Origin of the sequence: Gottschalkia acidurici 9a, assembly GCF_000299355.1 — a bacterium.
Classification (GTDB): Bacteria; Bacillota; Clostridia; order Tissierellales; family Gottschalkiaceae; genus Gottschalkia; species Gottschalkia acidurici.
In genome coordinates, this window is the sequence record NC_018664.1 from 2,258,104 (window position 1) to 2,279,520 (window position 21,417).

Annotated in this window: 18 protein-coding genes; 3 read left to right on the top strand and 15 right to left on the bottom strand. The window is 27.9% G+C overall.

Features of this window, described 5'->3' with window-relative positions; all coding sequences use genetic code 11:
- Nucleotides 1-599 precede the first annotated feature (599 nt).
- Nucleotides 600-758 carry a hypothetical protein gene (locus CURI_RS16175; protein WP_228370418.1) on the bottom strand — a complete coding sequence of 53 codons (159 nt, stop codon included), beginning with the start codon at nt 756-758 and terminating at the stop codon, nt 600-602.
- A 104-nt stretch (nt 759-862) separates the two neighbouring features.
- Complete coding sequence (locus CURI_RS16180) at nt 863-1,156, bottom strand: nitrilase-related carbon-nitrogen hydrolase (RefSeq protein WP_228370419.1); 294 nt, start codon at nt 1,154-1,156, stop codon at nt 863-865.
- 196 nt (nt 1,157-1,352) lie between these two features.
- Between CURI_RS16180 and CURI_RS10685 the strand changes: the two genes are divergently transcribed.
- Nucleotides 1,353-2,690, top strand: a complete 1,338-nt coding sequence (locus CURI_RS10685) for an aminotransferase-like domain-containing protein (protein WP_014968274.1) — start codon at nt 1,353-1,355, stop codon at nt 2,688-2,690.
- A gap of 389 nt (nt 2,691-3,079) precedes the next feature.
- Here the strand turns inward: CURI_RS10685 and CURI_RS10690 are convergent, their stop codons facing one another.
- From CURI_RS10690 to CURI_RS10700, 6 genes are all read right to left on the bottom strand, one after another.
- Nucleotides 3,080-3,874, bottom strand: coding sequence for a methylenetetrahydrofolate reductase (locus CURI_RS10690; RefSeq protein WP_014968275.1), 795 nt, complete (start codon nt 3,872-3,874; stop codon nt 3,080-3,082).
- Between the two features lie 286 nt (nt 3,875-4,160).
- A complete protein-coding gene (locus CURI_RS16390; RefSeq protein WP_266353451.1) occupies nt 4,161-4,289 on the bottom strand; it encodes a hypothetical protein in 129 nt (42 codons plus the stop codon).
- 59 nt (nt 4,290-4,348) lie between these two features.
- Entirely contained in the window at nt 4,349-4,477 is a 129-nt protein-coding gene (locus CURI_RS16395; protein ID WP_266353453.1) for a hypothetical protein, read from the bottom strand.
- A gap of 79 nt (nt 4,478-4,556) precedes the next feature.
- Nucleotides 4,557-6,458: an endonuclease MutS2 gene (locus tag CURI_RS10695; RefSeq protein ID WP_014968277.1), complete on the bottom strand. Its 1,902-nt coding sequence runs from the start codon at nt 6,456-6,458 to the stop codon at nt 4,557-4,559.
- 491 nt (nt 6,459-6,949) lie between these two features.
- Nucleotides 6,950-7,126, bottom strand: a complete 177-nt coding sequence (locus CURI_RS15905) for an iron-sulfur cluster biosynthesis family protein (protein ID WP_014968278.1) — start codon at nt 7,124-7,126, stop codon at nt 6,950-6,952.
- Nucleotides 7,127-7,352: 226 nt separating this feature from the next.
- Nucleotides 7,353-8,243 (bottom strand): LysR family transcriptional regulator, encoded by an 891-nt coding sequence (locus CURI_RS10700; protein ID WP_014968279.1) that lies wholly within the window; start codon nt 8,241-8,243, stop codon nt 7,353-7,355.
- Between the two features lie 207 nt (nt 8,244-8,450).
- Here CURI_RS10700 and CURI_RS10705 point away from each other — a divergent pair, with 207 nt between their 5' ends.
- Nucleotides 8,451-9,449, top strand: a complete 999-nt coding sequence (locus CURI_RS10705; protein WP_014968280.1) for a YeiH family protein — start codon at nt 8,451-8,453, stop codon at nt 9,447-9,449.
- Between the two features lie 96 nt (nt 9,450-9,545).
- Here CURI_RS10705 and CURI_RS10710 read toward each other — a convergent pair whose 3' ends face one another.
- The 4 genes from CURI_RS10710 to CURI_RS10725 form a co-directional block, all read right to left on the bottom strand.
- Entirely contained in the window at nt 9,546-11,180 is a 1,635-nt protein-coding gene (locus tag CURI_RS10710) for a YcdB/YcdC domain-containing protein (protein ID WP_014968281.1), read from the bottom strand.
- A gap of 153 nt (nt 11,181-11,333) precedes the next feature.
- A complete protein-coding gene (locus CURI_RS10715) occupies nt 11,334-12,998 on the bottom strand; it encodes a YcdB/YcdC domain-containing protein (RefSeq protein ID WP_014968282.1) in 1,665 nt (554 codons plus the stop codon).
- Between the two features lie 388 nt (nt 12,999-13,386).
- The gene (locus tag CURI_RS10720; RefSeq protein ID WP_014968283.1) at nt 13,387-14,889 is read right to left on the bottom strand and encodes a HAMP domain-containing sensor histidine kinase; all 1,503 of its coding nucleotides are present in this window, start codon (nt 14,887-14,889) and stop codon (nt 13,387-13,389) included.
- A 117-nt stretch (nt 14,890-15,006) separates the two neighbouring features.
- Nucleotides 15,007-15,693, bottom strand: coding sequence for a response regulator transcription factor (locus tag CURI_RS10725; RefSeq protein ID WP_041701788.1), 687 nt, complete (start codon nt 15,691-15,693; stop codon nt 15,007-15,009).
- Nucleotides 15,694-15,882: 189 nt separating this feature from the next.
- Here CURI_RS10725 and CURI_RS10730 point away from each other — a divergent pair, with 189 nt between their 5' ends.
- A complete protein-coding gene (locus CURI_RS10730; RefSeq protein ID WP_014968285.1) occupies nt 15,883-17,592 on the top strand; it encodes a methyl-accepting chemotaxis protein in 1,710 nt (569 codons plus the stop codon).
- Between the two features lie 59 nt (nt 17,593-17,651).
- Here CURI_RS10730 and CURI_RS10735 read toward each other — a convergent pair whose 3' ends face one another.
- The 3 genes from CURI_RS10735 to mgtE all read right to left on the bottom strand — a co-directional run bounded on the left by CURI_RS10735 (nt 17,652) and on the right by mgtE (nt 21,383).
- Nucleotides 17,652-18,299 carry a Dph6-related ATP pyrophosphatase gene (locus CURI_RS10735; protein ID WP_014968286.1) on the bottom strand — a complete coding sequence of 216 codons (648 nt, stop codon included), beginning with the start codon at nt 18,297-18,299 and terminating at the stop codon, nt 17,652-17,654.
- A 2-nt stretch (nt 18,300-18,301) separates the two neighbouring features.
- A complete protein-coding gene (locus tag CURI_RS10740) occupies nt 18,302-19,906 on the bottom strand; it encodes a putative manganese-dependent inorganic diphosphatase (RefSeq protein ID WP_014968287.1) in 1,605 nt (534 codons plus the stop codon).
- 145 nt (nt 19,907-20,051) lie between these two features.
- Complete coding sequence (gene mgtE / locus CURI_RS10745) at nt 20,052-21,383, bottom strand: magnesium transporter (RefSeq protein ID WP_014968288.1); 1,332 nt, start codon at nt 21,381-21,383, stop codon at nt 20,052-20,054.
- Nucleotides 21,384-21,417 lie beyond the last annotated feature (34 nt).

The window sequence follows — 21,417 nt, forward strand, 5'->3', positions numbered from 1 at the left end:
GCTACTCTATAAATTATCTATTATTATTATCTTACTTTTTAGAATTATAATTCATAATTACCTAATTATTGTTTATTTTTTCATTGATTTTCTTATTTTTCATAATAATTTTATATTTATATAGGCTGTTGAATAATTAATTCTTTCTGAGTATAAGTTTAACTACTATAAATTCATTCCTACTTATCCCATGGAAGTCTATTGCACTTAATCCATTGTTTTTTGTTAAGTAATTTTTCTATTAAATGGCATAGTGTTATCCACATTACATGAAACTTATATTTACTAAAATCATTTATAGTTTTGATTGCTAACAATAAGCTTTATTTTTAAGTAAATGAATTTATTATTTGTGTACAATAAGTTCAAGTACATCTGGTCTTGAGCTACATCAAAATCTATTCTGCTCTGAACAACTTGATCTAAATTCAAGTCAGCAATTAACATTTCTTCTTTATTAAAAACAGGGTCAACTATACAGCCACCGCTAGGACACATAATTTCAGACTGGGATTCTAATTCGTGATAGTAATTAATATCTGTTGTATATGTACTTTTTTCAACATATTGATTGCATTAAATTACAAACCATCTTCCTTCTAAATCACATGTAAATGGCATATAATTTCCCAGCATATTAGATATCCTGTTTTGTCATAAGGAGTGTCTATAACAGTTAGTGTGCTTCTATATTCTTCTTCTTCTTCCCAAATACAACTTTCTGTACCAATAGACTTTAACTTCCTATGTTCTCTCAAAATCCTCCACTTGATTCAAAGAATAAATTTGTACAATAAAGAGTTGTATTTAATCCATCACTATCTTTTTCTGTAACTTATATGGATAGATAGACCCCTGCATCTTAAACATATTTCCCTAGAATATCTGTTACATTATTAGGAACTGTTACAGAATTCTCGTAATAACACTGCCAATTCTTGAATCCCTCCATTATTCTGCTTCCAACTACAGATCCAAAGGAAAGACCTCTAAGGTAAGAAGGTATAAAAGATTCAGGAAAAACAACTATATTAATGCTCATTTCCTTTGCTTTATTTATCAAAATTAAGATCTTCTCAAGAATAGTGGCAGGATTCATAATTATAGGTGCTGCTTGAATTACTGTTACTCTTACAGATTTATTTATACCGACCATAATAACAACTCTTTACTTTTCAAGAAAATTTCAATCTCTATTCATAGTATTTATATATCAAGAAACAAAAACAACATCTGTACTAGCATATTACACAAAAATCATTATGAATGTACTTCGATATGTAGTATAGTTTTGTTATAATAAAACATAATAATGTTCTGTACTAGCACAAAGTAAAAAGGAGTCGTCAAAATTGTTAAAATACGAAAAAATCATTGAATATATTAAGAACGGAATTTACAATGGAGATCTTATACATAAGAGAAGATTACCTTCTATTAGATCAATTTCACAGCAATTTAATTGCAGTATTGGCACAGTGTTAAAAGCTTATGACAAACTTGAAAAAGAGCATATTATTTATTCATTACCAAAAAGTGGATACTATGTTCTGAAAGACTCTCATGATAATAAGCATTCTGAGGACTTTATAATTGATTTTTCATCAGGAGTTCCAGAAGTTGAGACGTTCCCTTATAAGAACTTTCAACATTGTTTGAATAAATCTATAAAATTATATAAAGAAACTCTTTTTACTTATTCTGATCCACGTGGATTAAGTTCATTGATAAATGCACTAACAAAACATCTGCAACAATATCAAATATTCACAAAACCAGAAAATATAATTGTTACATCTGGTACTCAACAGGCTTTGACCATATTATCAATGATGCCTTTTCCAAATGGCAAGACTAATGTTCTCGTTGAGCAGCCCACTTACTATGGTATGATAAAAACTTTAGAATTGAATGATATTTCAGTTCTCGGAATAGAGAGAGGACTTAATGGTATAAATCTTGATGAGTTAGAAAAGATGTTTAAATACGGAAACATTAAGTTTTTCTATACTATTCCAAGGTTTCATAATCCTACTGGGAACTCCTATAGCCGACAGGAAAAAGAAGCTATTGTAAAAATGGCAGAAAAATATAACGTATATATTGTAGAGGACGATATAGCTGTAGACCTAGATCTGAATCGAAAAAATGATCCTATGTTTTCCTATGACACATCTTCGAAGGTTATTTATTTAAAAAGCTACTCAAAAATCCTTATGCCTGGATTAAGAGTTGCTGCACTTGTAGTACCAAACTTACTTGTAAGTACTTTCCTTGATTATAAAATGTGGACAGACATGAACAGCCCAATACTTTCTCAAGGTGCACTTGAAATGTATTTAAAAAATGGAATGTTTGATGTACACAAAAAAGAGGTAACTAAACTATATGCTGATAGAATGATTTGTTTAAAGGATACCTTGTCTACATTCATTACTCCAAAAATCAAATGGACTGTACCTCAGTCTGGCTATTTTGGTTGTCTGTATGCTGAAAATAATCTTGAATACAATAAAATAGTAAATTCATTAAGAGCTAAAAATATCGAATTATTTGATACCAGCTTATGTTTTTTAAAGGAATATAAAAATCACAACTATTTTAGAGTAAGCATTAGCAAAACAAGTGAAGATAAGATAAAAAAAGGTATTCCTATAGTACTTAATACTATAAAAAAATACTTAACTTAATTCTATGTAATATAAAATCCTAGTTGAATCTGACATTAGATTCAACTAGGATCTTATATATCCGAACTTAACAAGCTAATTCCTTAGCAACTGCTTCAGAAATATTAATTAAATTATCTATTGCTTCAAATGAAAAGTTAAGAAATTACGAAATTCTTGTAACCTCATGACTATCACTTATCACTAAAAGTCCTTTCTCAAAACATTTATTTATAAATATTTTGACGTCAAGACTCATTTTAATCCCTATTAATAATTCACCTTTTAAAGCCTTTGCAAAACATATAGGATCTGAAATAGCATAAAATTTTTTGTGAGTAAAAAGAATCTTTTTGATACAACATCTCTTTGTCAGGAAATATCAACATACTTCAATTTGAAAATTAGACTCATATATCCTCTATTATATGATATTGTGTCTTAAATCCTAGAAGTGATAAACGAACAACGTTTTCAGGGTAAATTCTATGAAGTATCTTTAGTGTTTCAACAGGATCAAATTGTATATCCTGTGGAATTTCATATTCAACTGCCTCTGAAAGAAGCTGAAGATTTTTACTCATCCATGCTTCAATAATAATAGGTACATCTGGATATTTTTCTAAAAGTTCATCAACTACAGCGTTCTTTTCAATAATTGGCTGAGTTACTATAAATGATGCACCTGCATTTATTTTTCTCTGTAATTTACTAAATTCATTCTCTTTTACTTGATAGGGATTAAAAGCCGCACCTAAAACGAAAGTATCAGGATATTCGTCTTTTATATATTTTAATAATTCTACAGAAGTAACTGACTCTACTACTCCGTTAACTCTTATATCTGAAGGTTGAAGTTTTGGCAGCTGATCTGATCCATCACCACTTAAAACTAGAATATCTTTAATTCCTTTAGATTTACATGTATCAAGAATGTTGTGTAAGTCCTCCTTAGTATGAAACGTATTAAGGTGAATCATTACCTGCTCAGAATTTACATTGAGCTCTAATTCTTCTATAATTTCGGTGCCCTGAAAAGCAAGATGTCCCATTGCATTATCTGCAATACAAGCGCAATAACCACTTTTCATAACTCTATTATATTTTTCAGCGAAAAGCTCAATATCAGCCTCTAACTTTTTAGAATCTTGTTTTGGAGGAAGTATCTCAACGTGGTATATCTTATTTTTAATATAATCTTGCATTTACCTTTGCCACCTTTCAAAATAAATTACTAGTGCAACTTGAATTACTGCTACTCTTACAAATTTGCTTTCATTGGTCATATTAATTCTCTTTTTTATTACACATTCATATTATTATAGCTTAATTTAGATATCAAGAAATAAAATCAACATCTGTACTAGTATAGATGTTGATTTTAACTTCAAAACTTTATTCCTATTTTTCTATAACTTATTTTCCGAATGAACATATTAAATAGTAGCAAATGGCGCAACCCTTGGCAAAGCCCTCTATGAGATAATCATGCTAAGTCCTTTTTGTTAACTCTTCCTCTGTTATTATCCTTTGAAGCATAAGGTGTAAAATAGTATTTTTATGATACATTCCAGGTGAATTAATTCCTAACATTACTAGATTACTTTTATACACAAGCATAAACATAACTCCTAGAATCATAGATGAACCATAAGTTATAATTATATTTGCAATCTCTTTTATAGTATTTGGGGTAAATCATCGGTATCAACTTCCATTACACCAGAAGCCATTATAATTTCTGCTCCCTTTAAAACAATTCCAACCTTTAGGTATTTTGTAGGCTTTACATAAATAACTTTTTCCAATTTCTAATATATTGCTTCAACCTAATGTATTTATCTTTTTCAATAATTTAGAAGAATTATTTTAGAGAGTTCAATTATCTTATCTTTTATGCTTTCTATTCTTTATTTCTTTGTGAATTTTCTTTATAGCTTTTTTGCTACCTCTTTTAATATCTTTTTCTAACTTTCTTTCCGTATAGTCTAAAAATAAATCATCTATACTATATCCTTCTGGATATAGATCCTCTGCTTTATTTCTTAAAGTAACTTTTCTATAATTTATTTTTACAAGTTCCTTATTCACATATAGTGTTATATTATTAATCTCATCTGCACCGTCATATACTAGTATATTTTTCTTTCCATTTATGATGTCTACTGTATCACCTTTTTTAAATTCTTTAAATTTATTTTCGACTTTCTCTTTTTCTTCTCTTATACAATTATTATATAGCGGTTCGTTTAAGATTATTTCATCACCTGACAGTATTTTTCTTGCTCTATTTAATACAGATTGTTTCAAATTCATTTTTTCACATATCCATAAAGCATTACTTTCACCACTTTCCCCCATAACAAGCTTATATAAAGGGGTTAGGGTTTCTTTATCAAACTCAACACTTGCATTTTTGAAATGTGGATGTTTTTCACTAAATTCTTTTATTCTATCGTAGTGACTAGTACTTATAACTATAGATCCCATTTGATAAAGCTCTTGTAGTATACTAATTGCAATAGTTGAACCTTCTTTAGGATCTGTACCGCTTCCTAGTTCATCTAAAAGTACTAATGTCCTTTCATTACTTTTATTTACTATATTGCTTATATTTCTTATATGAGCTGAAAAGGTACTTAGTGAATTTTCTATGCTCTGATTATCTCCTATATCTATAAATATATTTTCAAATACTGAGAATTCACAATCCTTATTTCCCTTAATGTGGATACCACTTTGAACAGCTAGTGATAATAGTCCTATAGTTTTTAAAACTATAGTTTTTCCTCCTGCATTAGGTCCTGTTATAGTAACACATCTGAATTCTTTCCCTATCTGAAAGTCAAGTGGTACGTATTTTTCTATTAATGGATTATACACTTTCTGTAGATTTATATATCCATTTTTATTTAATTTAGGCTCAATACCATCTATATCTATAGAGTATTTAGCTTTGGCAAATATCATATCATATTCCATCATTAACTCTAGATTTATCTTAATTTCTTTTATATATGAGAGCACAAATCCAGTGAGAAAGCTTAGTATTTGATATTCTTCATTTTTTTCATCTTCCTTTAGCTTTAAAAGCTCTGAATTGAACTTTTGAACACTCTTTGGTTCAACAAATACGGTAACTCCTGTTGAAGATGTTGCTACTATTCTACCTTCTACTTTATTCTTATATTCTGACTTTATAGGTATAGTGTAGGTATCTCCTCTTTCTGTTATTAAAAATTCTCTTATAGAATCTTTGTTCTTAGATGAGGATAAAAACCTATTTAACTCTTCTTTTATTTTAATTTCTGTATTTTCTATATATCTTCTTATCCTACTAAGTTCTTTACTTGTACTAGAACTAATCCTATTATTCTTTATAGCTGTATTTATTTCATCCTCTAGTTCCTCTATTTCATATATTGATCTTGCATAGTTACTTAGATTCAGTGCTATATACTCTTGATCTAACATAAATCTTTTTATACTTCTACAAGCCCTTAAAAAGTCTGATATAGTTATTAATTCACTTGGATTCAATATAGTTCCCATATCTATTTTTTCAATGCTATCCTCTATGTCAAATAATCCAGCTAGTGGAGGATTTCCTTGTCTTAAAATAATACTTTTCGCTTCACTAGTGTCCCTCAACATTCTTTCTACAACTTTTATATCTGTTGAAGGATTTAGTTTATCTATTAATTTTTTTCCTAAATTACTTGTACAATAGTTTTTTACTCTATCTTTAAGTTCAAAATATCCTAATTTATCCATCGTATTTAAATTCATTTGAATACCTCCTTATAATAAAAGGAGAAGATTTAATAACCATCTATGAACTTAATTTAATTTGTAAGATATGAATTAAAATAAATGGTTATCTGATATTTAATTGTAAAAACAAAAAAACTGTGGCAGAAAATCCCACAGTTAGTCCTTAAAACCATACAATTGTAGTGTATAGTTAGTTTTTAGTATTTTAGCTTTAAATATAAGGACTATAAAGTTATTAAATCTTCTCTTATAAAAGACTGCACTTAAATAAGGGGTCTCTAATTTTTCCCCTAAATATAATGCAATATTTTATTTTGATTAAAAAGATTTAATAAACACTCATAAGCTGCTCCTTATATAACCATTAATTTTAATATAGTTTTATGATATTTCAACTACACTAGTTTGTCAAGTGGAAAACTAATATCAGAGTTTAAATAAATAAGAGAGTTATAAACTCTTAAGAGTTTATAACTCTTTTTAAGAAAACTATATGGTATTTATTCTTATTTAGAATAATTTATAATGAAGTCATCTCCCCATGGAAAATTGCCATAGTCAATATTTATATAGGGAGTTTTATTTACTGTCTTTTTATCTATAAACACGTTAACTCCTTCTACATCGAACATTTCATCATTCTCTGTAGGCTCATCCTGAACCCAATCAAAGGCAACCCCCATTCAAGATTTTCTTGATACATAAAACCTTACATTTTGTCCTGACAGTTCTTCATGAAGTTTTTCTTTTGCTTCATCTGTAATATTAAACTTCATTTTCATCACTCCTTAATTTTGAGTTTATTTTCTTACTTATCTTATACCCTTTTTATCATTTTATAACCTTTTTATTTTTGTATATTTAAATATCCAAATGTTACGATGTTATTTTATCATAATAACAATATATCTAAAAGTAGTTTTTTGAATATTCCTTGAGCATATCTATAAACACTCTGGCGATCGTAGACGTTTTACTACCTTTAGGATAAATATATGAAAAATCTCTTGTATACTTGTCATCCATAGGTATTAAACGTATATTGTCATATTTCAATTCTTCTTCTACTACTAGTGATGATATAAAGGTAATTCCTAAATTATTTTTTACTGTTTCTTTTATAGCATAGTTACTTCCAAGCACTATTATGCTTTTCGGACTTATTTTATTTTTCAATAAAAAAAGATCTAGCTGTTCTCTACTTCCAGAACCTTTTTCTCTTCCTATCCATACTTGATTCTCAATATATTCCTTTGAAATTTTATTTTTTAAAATAGGATTATTTTTACCTACTGCTAAGACTATATTATCTTCATATATACTTTCATATGTAAATTTATTTTTATTAACTGTTCCTTCTATTAATCCTAAATCCAATTCATAATTTTCTACTTTCTCACATATATGAGATGTATTTTCTATAGTAATGTACAACTCTATATCTTTATATTTTTCCCTAAATACACCTAAAAACGATGGAATAAAATACTCTCCTAATGTAAAACTACAACCTATATGCAGTACCCCTTTCATTTTGCTTTCATATCCACTTAATTCCTCTTTAGTTTCTTCTAGAATATTTATAATCTTTTTAGCTTTCTCATACAATAGTTTTCCTTGTTTTGTTATGAATATCTTTTTTTGCTTAACAGACCTTTGTATAAGAGTTGTTTCAAAGTATTGCTCAAGATTTTTTATATGAAGACTCACGCTTGGTTGTGAAAGACCGATTTTCTCCCCTGCTTTTGTGAAGTTATTGCATTCAACGACACATATAAATGTTTTTAACTCTTCTATCATTAGATATCTACTCCTTCTTACACTAATCATTAGTATTCTAAATGATTATTATTAAATATATATATTTTACTTATGATTATATAATTATTATACTTTATTATGCAAATAACTTTAGTATCTCTTGTATTCCTTAAATAGCTAAACTTTTATTTCTATCTATATTTTCTTAAATCTTATTGTCATAAATAATAAAGGCAGGTGTCTTATATGAAATACATTAAAATACTCCCTGGTCTTATAGTTTGTATCTTAATAGCTTACTTAGGACAATTTCTAGGGTCATATATTCCAAGCATTGGTGGTGCATCTATTGCTATTTTTCTTGGTATTTTATTAAAAAATACTTTATTAAATAATAAGTTATTTGAAAAAGGAAGCACATTTGCTGAATCTAATCTTTTGTCTTATTCTATAGTCCTACTTGGAGGAACTTTAAGTGCGAAAACTATTATGCAAATAGGTAATACTGGAGTAACTTTTATAGTTATCCAAATGACTATAACTATACTCGGAGCTATTTTTATAGGTAAAAAGTTAGGCTTTTCTAAAAAGTTTCGTTTTTTAATGGCAAGTGGTAACGCTGTATGTGGATCGTCAGCTATAGGGGCAACTGCTCCAGCCATAGGAGCTAGTGATGAGGATAAAAGCATAAGCATAACTATAGTAAACGTAACTGGTACTGTTTTAATGCTGTTACTTCCTTTAATAGCTAAATTTACTTTTTCATATGATACAGTTAAAACATCTGCTCTTATAGGTGGAGTTCTTCAGTCAGTTGGACAAGTTGTTGCTAGTGGGAGCATGGTCAGTTTAGATGTAAAGGATTTATCTACTATCTTTAAGATAGTTAGAATAATATTTTTAGTTTTTGTTGTTTTATCTTTTAGCATGTTGAATAATGATGGCCTGGACAAAAAAAATATAAAAAATAAATCTAAATTGTCAAATATAAAAGTTCCTTGGTATGTTGTTGGCTTTTTTATAATGTGTTTTCTATTTACAGTAGGTATTATTCCTAGCGAAATATCTAGAGCATTTAAATCTATAAGCAATAGTTTTGAAATAATAGCTCTAGCTGGTATAGGTATGAGAGTTAACTTAAAGTCTCTCATAAAGCAAGGATTTAAAATTTCTGTTTATGCCATACTTATAGCACTAGTTCAAGTAGTATCTGCTCTTTCATTAATAACTCTTCTTATTTCATAAGTTTATTTACAACGAAAAGTCATGCACCTAGGATTAATTAGTACATGACTTCTCAATGTATATATATTAAGTTTTAAGTTCTCAGAGTTTATCTATTTATTTTTCATTTATTATTTCATTTGTTATTGCATTTATACTAATTTTTTTATCAAAATCTATACAATATACTAATTTAACTACATCTTGCTTATCTTTATCATTTTCTCGTAATATGTATCTTAGATCGAAATCATAATTGTTTAATAAAGCTTCATATGCTTCTTCTTTTGTTATAACATTCTGCTTATCTGGGAATTGTCCTATATCATCCCAATCGTAAACGAATGTCTCTATATCTCCCGTCTCAGGATCTACACGTATGTTAAATCCATTTTCTGCAAAGTATACGTCATTTTCTTTTCTACCAAAGGCAAATTCATGAATACCATTGTCTAATACTCTGTCAAACTCCTCTATATAAGATATCTTTTCAAACTTATTTGGATGAACTTTTTTTATAAAGTCTGAAGCTATTTTTAACATATCTTTTTTTTGATACTTTTCTTCTCTTTTTGTTTCATACTTTCTTTTGTTAAAGGATTTAACCTCTTTAGTTTTTAAATCAATTCTTACATCAATATGATCTAATACATAATCATTTTTATTTTCTACGTTTCTAAACCGTAATTCCAACACATGATTACTAGCATTATGTTCTTGGTACAACAAATACGCACCATATATTCTATAATTTTTATCAATATTTACAAAATCTCTAGCTATTTTTTCTGCCTCTTTTTCACTTATCATACTATATTTTTCTTTTTGAGTTGAAGGTTCTTTATAAAAATATGCTTTACCTGTGGAAAAATTTCTATTTTTATTTTTAGTGTAATAATCTAAGGTTTCTTTAGTTTTAGCGTCTATCAATTTAGATGGATCTTTTATAGAGTAAGATAAATAGGGATTTTGGGTCTTATAGTCTAGTTCGTATAAAAGTTGTAAATCTACATTATCTTTGAATATTTTTTTTGCTTCATCTTCTGATAGTATGTTTGACTTATTTGGTAAAACCATATCCTTATCTGATGATTTTACCATACCTATTAAGTCTTTCATTGTTGGACCAATCTGTATCATTCCAATATCTCCAGTATAACTGTTTAATGTAACATACATACCGTTTTCATAAAAAGGTATATTATCTTCTTTTCTTATATAACTTATATCTATATGGTCTTGATTTATTTCTTTAATTTCATCAATTTCAATTTTTTTTAATATTCCAGGACTAACTCTTTCTATATATTTCTCAAAATTTTTAATTGCGTCTTCACTTTTTATTTCATCTTTGTTTGCTTCTACGTTATCAATATGATTCATAACATATGAATTATAGTACTTACTTATTGTCCTGTCTTTATTAATACTTATATCCAAAGAAGCATCGTCTTTTTCACTTTTCTTAAATGTGACAGAGTAATAGTTTTCTTTCGACCCTTCACTTACGTAGAATTTAGCGCTACTATACTCCTCACCAATACCAAATATTGATCTTATCTCCTCTATGAGCTGTTGTTGTAACTCTTCATCTTGCTCTATTAACATATCTAATGGCTTGTCCTTCATAACTATTAATTTACTCTTTTCTATACTTTTATCTATCGCACTTGCACTGTTACAGCCTGTTGTTATACTAATTATACAGATCATTGGTACTAATGTTTTAACAACCTTTTTTCTAAATTTCATTATCCATACCAATCCTTTCTAGACCATTTTATAATCTAAATATTTAAATGCATAAATGATAGAATAAAATAGCTAATTGTATTAATTAATGTAGCAAGAAAGTTATCTTACAATTGTTTTATCTTTTCTATTCATTCTTATTTCCTTATATTATTATTTTACTTTTATTATTTTCTCATCATTTTCACCTAGTACCTCACCTGTTCTAGCATCTAGACTAATTTCTTTATAAAAATCTACCCCATATACTAGTTTAATTATATTTCTTTTACCTTTATCATCTTCTAGTATCGTATATCTTAAATCAAAATCATAATTGTTTAATAGAGTTTCATATGCCTCTTCTTTTGTTATGATATCCTGCTTATCTGAAAATTCATCTATATTATCCCAGTCATAAAAAAAGCCTACTATATCTCCTGTTTGAGGGTCTACATCTACAATAAATCCATTCTCTATAAAGTGTATGCCATTTTCTATTCTACTAATTTTAAATCTATGTATTCCATTACTTAACTCTTCATCTCCTATATAAGATGTCTTTTCAAACTTTTCTGGATGAGCCTTTTTTGTAAAGTCTTTAGCTAGTTTTAATGTATCTTTTTTATTATATTTTTCCTCTCTTTTGCCTTCATACTTTCTTTTATTGAAAGATCTAACTTCTTTAGTTCTAGCGTTAACATTTACTACAACAATGTCTAATGCATCATCTGTATCTCCATTTCTGTCCCAAAATCTTAACTCCCATAGCCAATCATCAGTATCATATTTATTACGCAGTATGTATACATCCATATCTTTATTTTCTATTTTATAATTTTCACCAATATCCAAATACTCTCTAGCTATCTCTTCCGCCTCTTTTTCACTTATCATACTGTCTTTTTCTTTTTGAGTTAAAGGTTCTTCATAGTAATAATAACTTTTACCCATACGTAAACTTATCCTTTCGTCCTCAGAATAATAGTCTAGAGTTTTTTTGGTTTTAGCATCGATTAAACTAGATGGATTTTTTATAGAATAAAATAAATATGGCACCTTAGTTTTATAGTCTAGTTTATATAGCAATTCTAAACCTACTTTATCTTTAAATATCTTTTTTGCTTCATCCTTTGATATTATATTTTCTTTATCTGGTATTACCATATTATCATTTACCACCCCCGCTGTTTCTAGTAGGCTGTTAGTAGCCGAATTAAATTGAATACTTGTAATTTCTCCAGTATTACTATTTAAAGAAGCGTACAGTGTATCGTTAAAAAATTGTACACCATTTTCTTTTCTTACATAATCTAGACGTACATAGCTTTGATTTCCTAAATTTATTTTATCTAGTTCAACCTCGTCTAATATTCCAGGACTAATCTTTTCCATATACTGCTCAAAATTTTTAATATATTTTTCTTGTTCATTTTTACTTATATTTGCTTTTAACTCATAAACATCTTGATTTCTATACGGATCAATATACGTATTATCATATCTAGTTATAATCATATCTTTGTTTAAAAACACACTAATAGCTTTTGAGTCTTTTTCATTCTTTTTAAAGACTACATCATAACCTTCAAATACCTTAAATTTAGTATATTTATATTCTTCTCCAATATCAAAAATTATTCTAAGCTTTTCTATAAGCTTTTGCTGTAGCTCTTCATCTTGTTCTATTAGGACATCTAATGGCTTGTCTTCCATAACTATTAGTTTACTCTTCTCTATATTTTTATCTATAGCACTTACGCTGTTACATCCTGTAGTTATGCTAACTATGCACACCATCGGTATTCCTATCCTTATGATAGTTTTTTTAAGTCTCATACTTATATCTTACCTCCTATTCTTTAGTAAAACCTTACCACTCAATTATATCTATCTTCACATCAATTATTGCCAAGATATTGCTAAATAGATAATTTTTAATCTTAGCTCTTATGTAAGAGTTTTGTTTTTCAAAGAAAAAAACATGCATTAGTTTAGCTTAAGTGCAATGTTTTTTCTCCAAAAGTTATATTTAATTTTTAACCTTCATTTTCAAATTTATTTAATAGAAACCTTTAATTGTTTCGAAATTCTCATTGTTTTTCTTTACTTTGTAATAAAATTAGCACCTTGCATATTTCCCAGGAAATCGACTTAATTTGTTGTATTTTTTCTCATATTATTATGTTTAAGTACATTGTAATGTTGAACTATTTCTAAATTTATATCAATTATTGCTAAATTGTTGCCATAAAGGAATCTTTATAGTAACCTTAGTTTTGTTCTCTTTGTTTTCTAAATTTATTATTCCATTATGTTCTTCTATTATATTTTTACAAATAAAAAGTCCTAAACCACTGCTTCCTTTTTCGTTAATATGATTACTCGTTATTCTAAAAAATGGGTCAAACATTTTTTCTACTTTAGATTTAGGTATGTTCTCACTACTATTCTCAATGATAATAGTACAGTGCTTTTCGTTTTCAAAAGATTTTACTTTTATTTCTGAGCTAGTTGTTCCATATTTTACGGCATTATCTATGATATTTATGAAAACTTCTTTTAATTTATTTTTATTTCCAAATACATAGCTATCCTCTAAGCCATATATTAATTTCATGTTGTATTTATTAGCTTTAAAGCTCATATCCTCACATATTGAAGTTACCAAATTTTCCAACTGTACTTTTTCAAATTTTAACTTCTCATTCAAAGTATCCTTTTTAGATATTTCAATCAAATCAATTACCATATTATGAAGTCGTTCACTTTCTTCTTCTATTTTCTTTGATGCTCTTTTTACAAAGTTCATATCTTCAAAACCTTCCTCATTCATTATCTGAGCATAACCAGATATGGTGGTAAGAGGCGTTTTTAACTCGTGTGTAACATTGTTGAAAAATTCTGTTCTTGTTTCTTGTAATTTTAAAACTTTATCTTTTTCTTCCTCTATAGTTCTTATTTGATCTTTTATTTGATTTTTCATATTGTTAAAACTTTTAGAAAGTTGCCCTACCTCATCCTTGTTAGTTATATTTATATCTGTATTGTAGTTACCTTTACCTACCTCCTTAAGTCCCTTTGTAAGTTTTATAATAGGTCTTGTAATATTTAAAGATAGTATATATGAAAATATGAATATAACTATAAATATAATAATGGTGGAATAAGTAAATATATCTAATATTTCTTGGCTTGAAGTAACCAAATTTGTATAGTCTTTAATTAATGTAATTATTCCAACCTTTTCTTCGCCTGAGTATAGCGGATATGATAAACTTCCTATAAGTTTATTGTTTATGTTATTTATTCTTAACGTACTTCTATTTTTAAGTATCCAATTCAAATCTTCTTTTTCAACTTTACCTACTTTATCAAGTAAATTACGGCTAATTTTTTCAGATTCATAACTTGCTGATATACTCTTACTAATTAATTCTCCTTTTAAGTTATGTATATAGACATCAGCGTTGTAATTTTCCACCAGTTCTCTTGATATATTATAGCTTTCATTATTTAAATTACTTTTATCTATATTTATCTCATTTATTATTAAATATTGATTTAGATACTTTATTGAACTTTTATAGATTTCTGACATATCTTCTTCCAATGTATTTTCATTATTCTTACTTATAACATTTTTCATAAAGGTATTAAAACATATTAGTGATATAGAAAAAATTACAAAGAAACCCAGTAAGAATTTATATTTTATTGATATTTTCATTTCTTCTCTCCCATTTTTATATAAACAATAATTATTTATTATATAATAACTTATGTTTATCTCTAGCAATATAAATCGCAACTTTATATTTTAAATTTTTATTTTGCAGTATATATACTAGTTCATTTTATACCCTACTCCATATACTGTCTCTATAATGGATGTTGAATTCTCTTTATCTAATTTTTTTCTAAGTCTTTGAATATGTACATCTACAGTTCTTATATCTCCTTCAAAATCTATATCCCATATACTGTCTAGTAATTCTTCTCTTTCAAATACCCTTCCCTTATTCTCGCAAAAAAACGATAGTAGGTCATATTCTTTAGGCTTTAGCTTTACCTCCTCTCCATCTTTATAAATAGTTCTACTCATTCTATCAATTTTAATATATGAGCTTATATACATAGTTTCACTATCATTATAATCTTTTAAACTCTCTATTCTTCTTAATATAACTTTAATCCTAGCTATGACTTCTCTTATATCAAACGGCTTGGTTATATAATCATCAGCCCCTAACTCTAGACCTAAAACTTTATCTACTATATCATTTCTTGCTGTAAGCATAAATATAGGTATTTTATAGTTAACAGTTATTTTTCTACATATATCGAAACCGCTCATATCTGGTAACATAAGGTCTAATATTACTAGATTAGGACTAAAATTTTCTATAAGTTTTAGTCCATCTCTTCCATTAAAAACACATTTTACAAAATAACCTTCTTTTCTTAGCGAATATGAAAGTATGTCGCAAATAGACTCTTCATCTTCTATTATTAATATTTTATTTTTAAACATTGCTATATCTCCTACCTTCAAAAATATGTATTTAAGTAAATATAAAGTAATTTTCCACTATTATAAGATTAATCATATATTCTTGCATTTGTCTAGTCAATTTAATTTATTTGAATAGATTTATTAATATATTGTATTGTTTTGTCGATAAACATTTGGTTAATATAGTTTGTATAGGAGGGAATATATTTGACTACATTTTTAAACTTAAAGATAAGGACAAAGTTAGTATTACTTTCGTCAGCTTTTTTACTAGCTTATACCGTTATAGTATTTTTTGGTTATCATTACGTACAGGACTCATACAAAGGTTTAGAAAAAATGTATCTTGATCAATTGAACAGTGTAGAAAAGCTTATAGACTTAAGAAATCAAACTAGAGCATATAAGGCAGATGTCTTTGACTTTTTACTTAGTGGTGGACAAAGTGACCAGGTGTTTAATGAAATTGATACTAGAAAAAATAATATTAATGGCTTAATAAAAGAATTAGAAAAACTCAGTGATACTCCTGAAGAAAAAAATATGCTACAAAACATCATAGAAGGATTAGTATTTTTTGAAGATACAAGTAATAAAACTATAGAAATGGCTCAAGCTGGAGATATACATGGTGCTCATGAATTCTATAAGTCTAATACCGAAAAGCTTGAAAGATTTCAGGATGATGTTAGAAGTCTTTCCGACCATAATGTAAATCTTTCAAAGGAAATGTACAGACAAAGTGAAAAAAGCAAGCATTTCGCACTTATATTTATGGCTATTATATTTATAAGTACTACTATTCTTACATTTATAGTCTCACGTTTAATTATAAAAAGCATAGTGTCTCCAATTAATTATGTTGTAAGAATTTTAGGTAAAATGTCAGAAGGTGATTTTAGTCATGATATTAAAATAGTTAATAGTAATAATGAAGTTAGCGTTATGCTAAATTCTCTTTGTGTTATGAGTAACAGTGTAAGAGATATATTAAGATCAGTTTATAATGAATCAAAAAATGTATCTAATCTTATACAAGATGTAGAGCAAAATGTAGAAATTTTAAATAATGAAACTGAGGAAATAACTGCAAATGTTCAGGAATTATCAGCTACAGTAGAACAAACTGCTGCCTCTTCAGAAGAAATAAATGTAACGACTGGCGATGTTCAAAACAACATAGAACAAATTCATAACAAAATAATTGAAGCCAATAATTCTATAAATGATATAGATTCAAGGGCTATAGAGTTAAAGCATGATGCCGAAGCATCTAGGAAAAGTGCTGTGGAAGTTTATTCTTCTGTAAATATAGAAATAAGCAAAGCTATTGAAGATTCTAATGGTATTGAAAAAATAAAAGTTCTTTCAGATACTATATTAGAAATCACAGAACAAACAGAACTATTAGCACTAAATGCTGCTATAGAGTCTGCAAGAGCTGGAGAAATTGGGCGTGGATTTGCAGTAGTTGCAGACGAAATAAGAAAGCTTTCTGAAGATTCTAAAATTGCTGCCAATGAAATTAAAGATGTAGTAGAAATTGTAGTATCAATAGTGAACGGATTCACTCAAAGCTCTTATAAGATACTTAATTTTATAGAGGAAAAAGTTATTAGTGATTATGATATGCTAGTTAATACTAGTGAAAATTATAGTAAGGATCTTTCTTACATAACTTATATTACGAAAGATTTTGAAGATACAGTCAACATTTTGAAAGAATCTATAGGAAATGTTTCTTTATCTATGAATGAAATAACTGAAGCTTCAAATGAAGAAGCTCTTAATATTTCTAGTATAAGTGAAGCAATATCTAATGTTGCTACTGAAGTAGAAGATATTTTAAGTGGAACTGTATCAACTAAAAACAGTATGGAAAAATTACTTTCAGAAGTTGAAAAGTTTGAGATATAAATAAAAAGTACTCTCTTTAAGATTAAAGAGAGTACTTTTTATTTATATTCTTATATTAGTTATTTTAAAGATACATCTAGATAATAATATTTTTCTTTTTCTGATATTTCTCCTATGTTAAGTTCTATTCTTTCCTTAAATATAGGTCCATCAATAACTAGTGTATGAAATTCTCCGCCTTCTCCAGAAGGATCTATCCCTCTTTCTTGCAATTTGTTCACTAGTTTTTTATCTAATATTTGTCCTAGATATTCTTTGCCCATAACTGAAGATTTCGTTGATACTATCATTGTCTCAAATCCAAGATCTATAAATTCATTGACTAACTCTACTCTATCTCTTTGCCAAAGTGGTAACATAGGAGTTATATCTGCAATTTCACAAACTTTATCAATCCAATCCTTATGTCCTTGGAGATCTATGTCCCCAAATACACCACCTTCTACTCCGTTTCGTTTCATTTTCTTTAAAAATTCTATGAGAACACTTTCATATTCTCCCCAATCAGCCGTACCTATTTCTAAGGGTATATTTAAAGATTTAGCCTGAGCTTCTATTATATTTTGCTTAAGCCCATGTGCTCTTGAACGTTCTCCATTTCCTACAAAAACAGTAAAAAGAGTATCTGGTGTATTTCCTTTGACAATTGACTCATATAAAGCTAAGCAAGAGTCCTTGCCACCACTCCATGAACAGAAAAATCTCATAATTAATGATTCAAAGCTTCAGTTATATTTGGTACTACTTGTTTCTTTCTTGAAACTAGTCCTGGTATAAAAACTCCTTGCTCTTCATCCGCATTAAAAGCTTTTTGTATTAAGTTAGTCTTAGAAGATTTATATAGTATATATGATCCTTCTTTTAATATATCTGTAATAACTAAAAGAGTAATATAGTATCCACTTTCTTCATGTGTTTTATCTATAAATTCTAAAAACTTATCTTTACGATTAAATACATCATCTATATCTAGTGTAAATACTTGGCCTACTCCTATTTTTTGTCCTTCTATTTCAAACTGTTTAAAGTCCCTATAGAATATCTCTTCTATAGAATATCCTTCTAAAGAAGTTCCAGACTTAAACATATCCATAGCGTACTTTTCTAAATCTAATTTTAGTATTTTATTTAAATTCTCAACTGCGTCTTTATCTATATCTGTAGTAGTTGGAGATTTAAATAGTAGTGTATCTGATATTATCCCAGATATAAGTACTCCCGCTATTCCATGTGGTATTTCTATGTTTGCTTGTTTAAACATAGTGTATATTATAGTACATGTGCTTCCTACAGGCATATTTCTGAAGCTTATAGGCATAGATGTAGATATATTACCTATTTTATGATGATCTACAACTTCTATTATTTCGGCTTCTTTTAACCCTTCTGCACTTTGTTCGTATTCATTATGATCTACTAGCATAACTTTCTTTCTTTGAGGACTTATGATATGACTTCTACTTACAAATCCTAAGAATACATTATCACAATCAATTACTGGGAAGCTTCTAATATTAGTTTGTTCTATTTTTTCTTTCACATCTTCTAAATACTCATGTGTTGAAAATTTAATTATGTTTGTGTTCATAATAGAAGATATGTTATTACATTGATTAATAAGTTTTGCTGAAGTAAATGTATCTATTCCTACTGATATTACACTTACACCATTTTCTTTTGCGCTCTTTAAGTACTCTTCAGGAACTTCTACTCCTCCTGTAACTATAATAAGTTTTACTTTTAGTTTTATAGCTTCTTCAAATACATCATATCTATCTCCAGTAATAATAATATCATCACTAGTTAATATGCCTTGAAGTGTTTCATGGTAAAGGGAAGCTATTTTTATATTTCCCTCTATGTTTTCTTGAGCTTTTACTAATATATTTCCTTTTAAATCATTTGCTATGCTATTTAAAGTAGTGCTTAATTTATAGCCATCACTTTTTATAAGTGCCATAGCTATATCCTTCATAGTCACTACACCTTTTAAATGCTGCTTTGAATCTAGTATAGGTAGAACTTTTATTTGACCATCTTCCATTAATTTGAATGCAGATAGTATAGAAGTATCTTCTTTCACACCTTCTACTTTTTCAAGTTCTAAGTCTTCTAACTGAATTTTAACATTATTTATTAATCTAGGTTCTTCTATTTTAAAGTAATCTAATACATACTTTGTTTCTTTACTTATATTTCCTAATACAGTAGCCTCAGTATTTTGTCCTAGCTTGTTATTTAAATATGAAAAAGCTATTGCAGATGAAACTGAATCTGTATCGGGATTTTTATGTCCGAATACAAGTATACTCATACTTTTCTCCTCCTATCATTTTAGTTAATGTAGTAGTTATTATACCATTTTAAACACTTTTCAACTACTTTTTAAGTCTTATGTTTGCCTATTATAGTTTATCAAAAACAAAAAGGGATGTATACATTAACATCCCTTTTTGTTTTCATATTCCTAGCATTAGTTGTGCTATCTTAAAATATGCTATAAGAGCACAAGCGTCTACTATAGTAGTTATTAATGGCCCTGCCATTATTGCAGGATCAAGTTTGAGTGCTTTTGCTAACATGGGAAGAGCACCACCAACGATTTTTGAAATTACTACTACAAAAATTAATGTCATGCTGACAGTCAACGCTACATATAAATCTATACTTTCTATATAATATATTCTTAAAAAATTAGTAGCTGCTAGTATTATTCCGACTATTATACTTACCTTAAACTCTTTTATCATAACCTTAGTTATGTCCTTAATACTTACTTCACCTAATGCAAGACTTCTTATTATTAGTGTAGATGATTGAGATCCTGAATTTCCACCTGTATCCATAAGCATTGGGATAAAGGAGTTTAATATTATCATGGACTGAAGTGTAACTTCAAATTTTCTCAATATTCGCCCTGTGAAAGTTGCAGATATCATAAGTATAAGTAACCATGGAATTCTATGTTTGGCAAGTGTTAATGCACTTGATCTTAAGTAGTTCTCATCGGATGGTTGCATAGCCGCCATCTTGTGAAAATCTTCTGTGTTCTCCTGTTCTATAATGTCAACAATATCATCAATAGTTATGATTCCTACTAATCTATTTTCCTTATCCACAACCGGCATAGTTGTAAAGTCATATTTTTTAAACATATCTGCTATTTCTTCTTGATCATCTGTCGTATATCCATATATTAAGTTTGTGTACATAACATCTTCAACTTTATCTTCCTCATTACTTAGTATAAGCTTTCTTATAGATATAACACCTTCTAATTTTCTCTGTCCGCTTATGACATAACAAGTATCTATAGTCTCTTTATCTATTCCCGTTTTTCTAATGTGGTCTAATGCTTTTTTTATAGTCATTTCTTTCTTTAAGTCCACATATTCAATAGTCATAATGCTTCCTGCTGAATTTTCAGGATAATTTAGAAATTGATTTATAAGATCTCTTCTCTGCTTTTCAGTATTTTGCAATATCTTTTTTACTATATTCGCTGGAAGTTCCTCTAAAAAGTCTACTGTATCATCTAAGTATAGCTCGTCTATTATATTAGAAAGTTCTTTATCTGTTATAGACTCTCCTATATGTCTTTGTTGATCTCTAGATATATGCGAGAATATATCTACAGCAAGATCCTTAGGTAAAATTCTAAATGCAATCAAGAGCTTTTCAGAATCTAACTCCTCTAAAAAAAATGCTATATCTGCTGGATTTTGTTCCATCAATTTTTCCCTAGCTTTTGTTAATTTGTTCTCATTTATTAGCTCTAGTATTTCTTCCATTTCTATACCTCCCATATGACAATCAATTATCCAT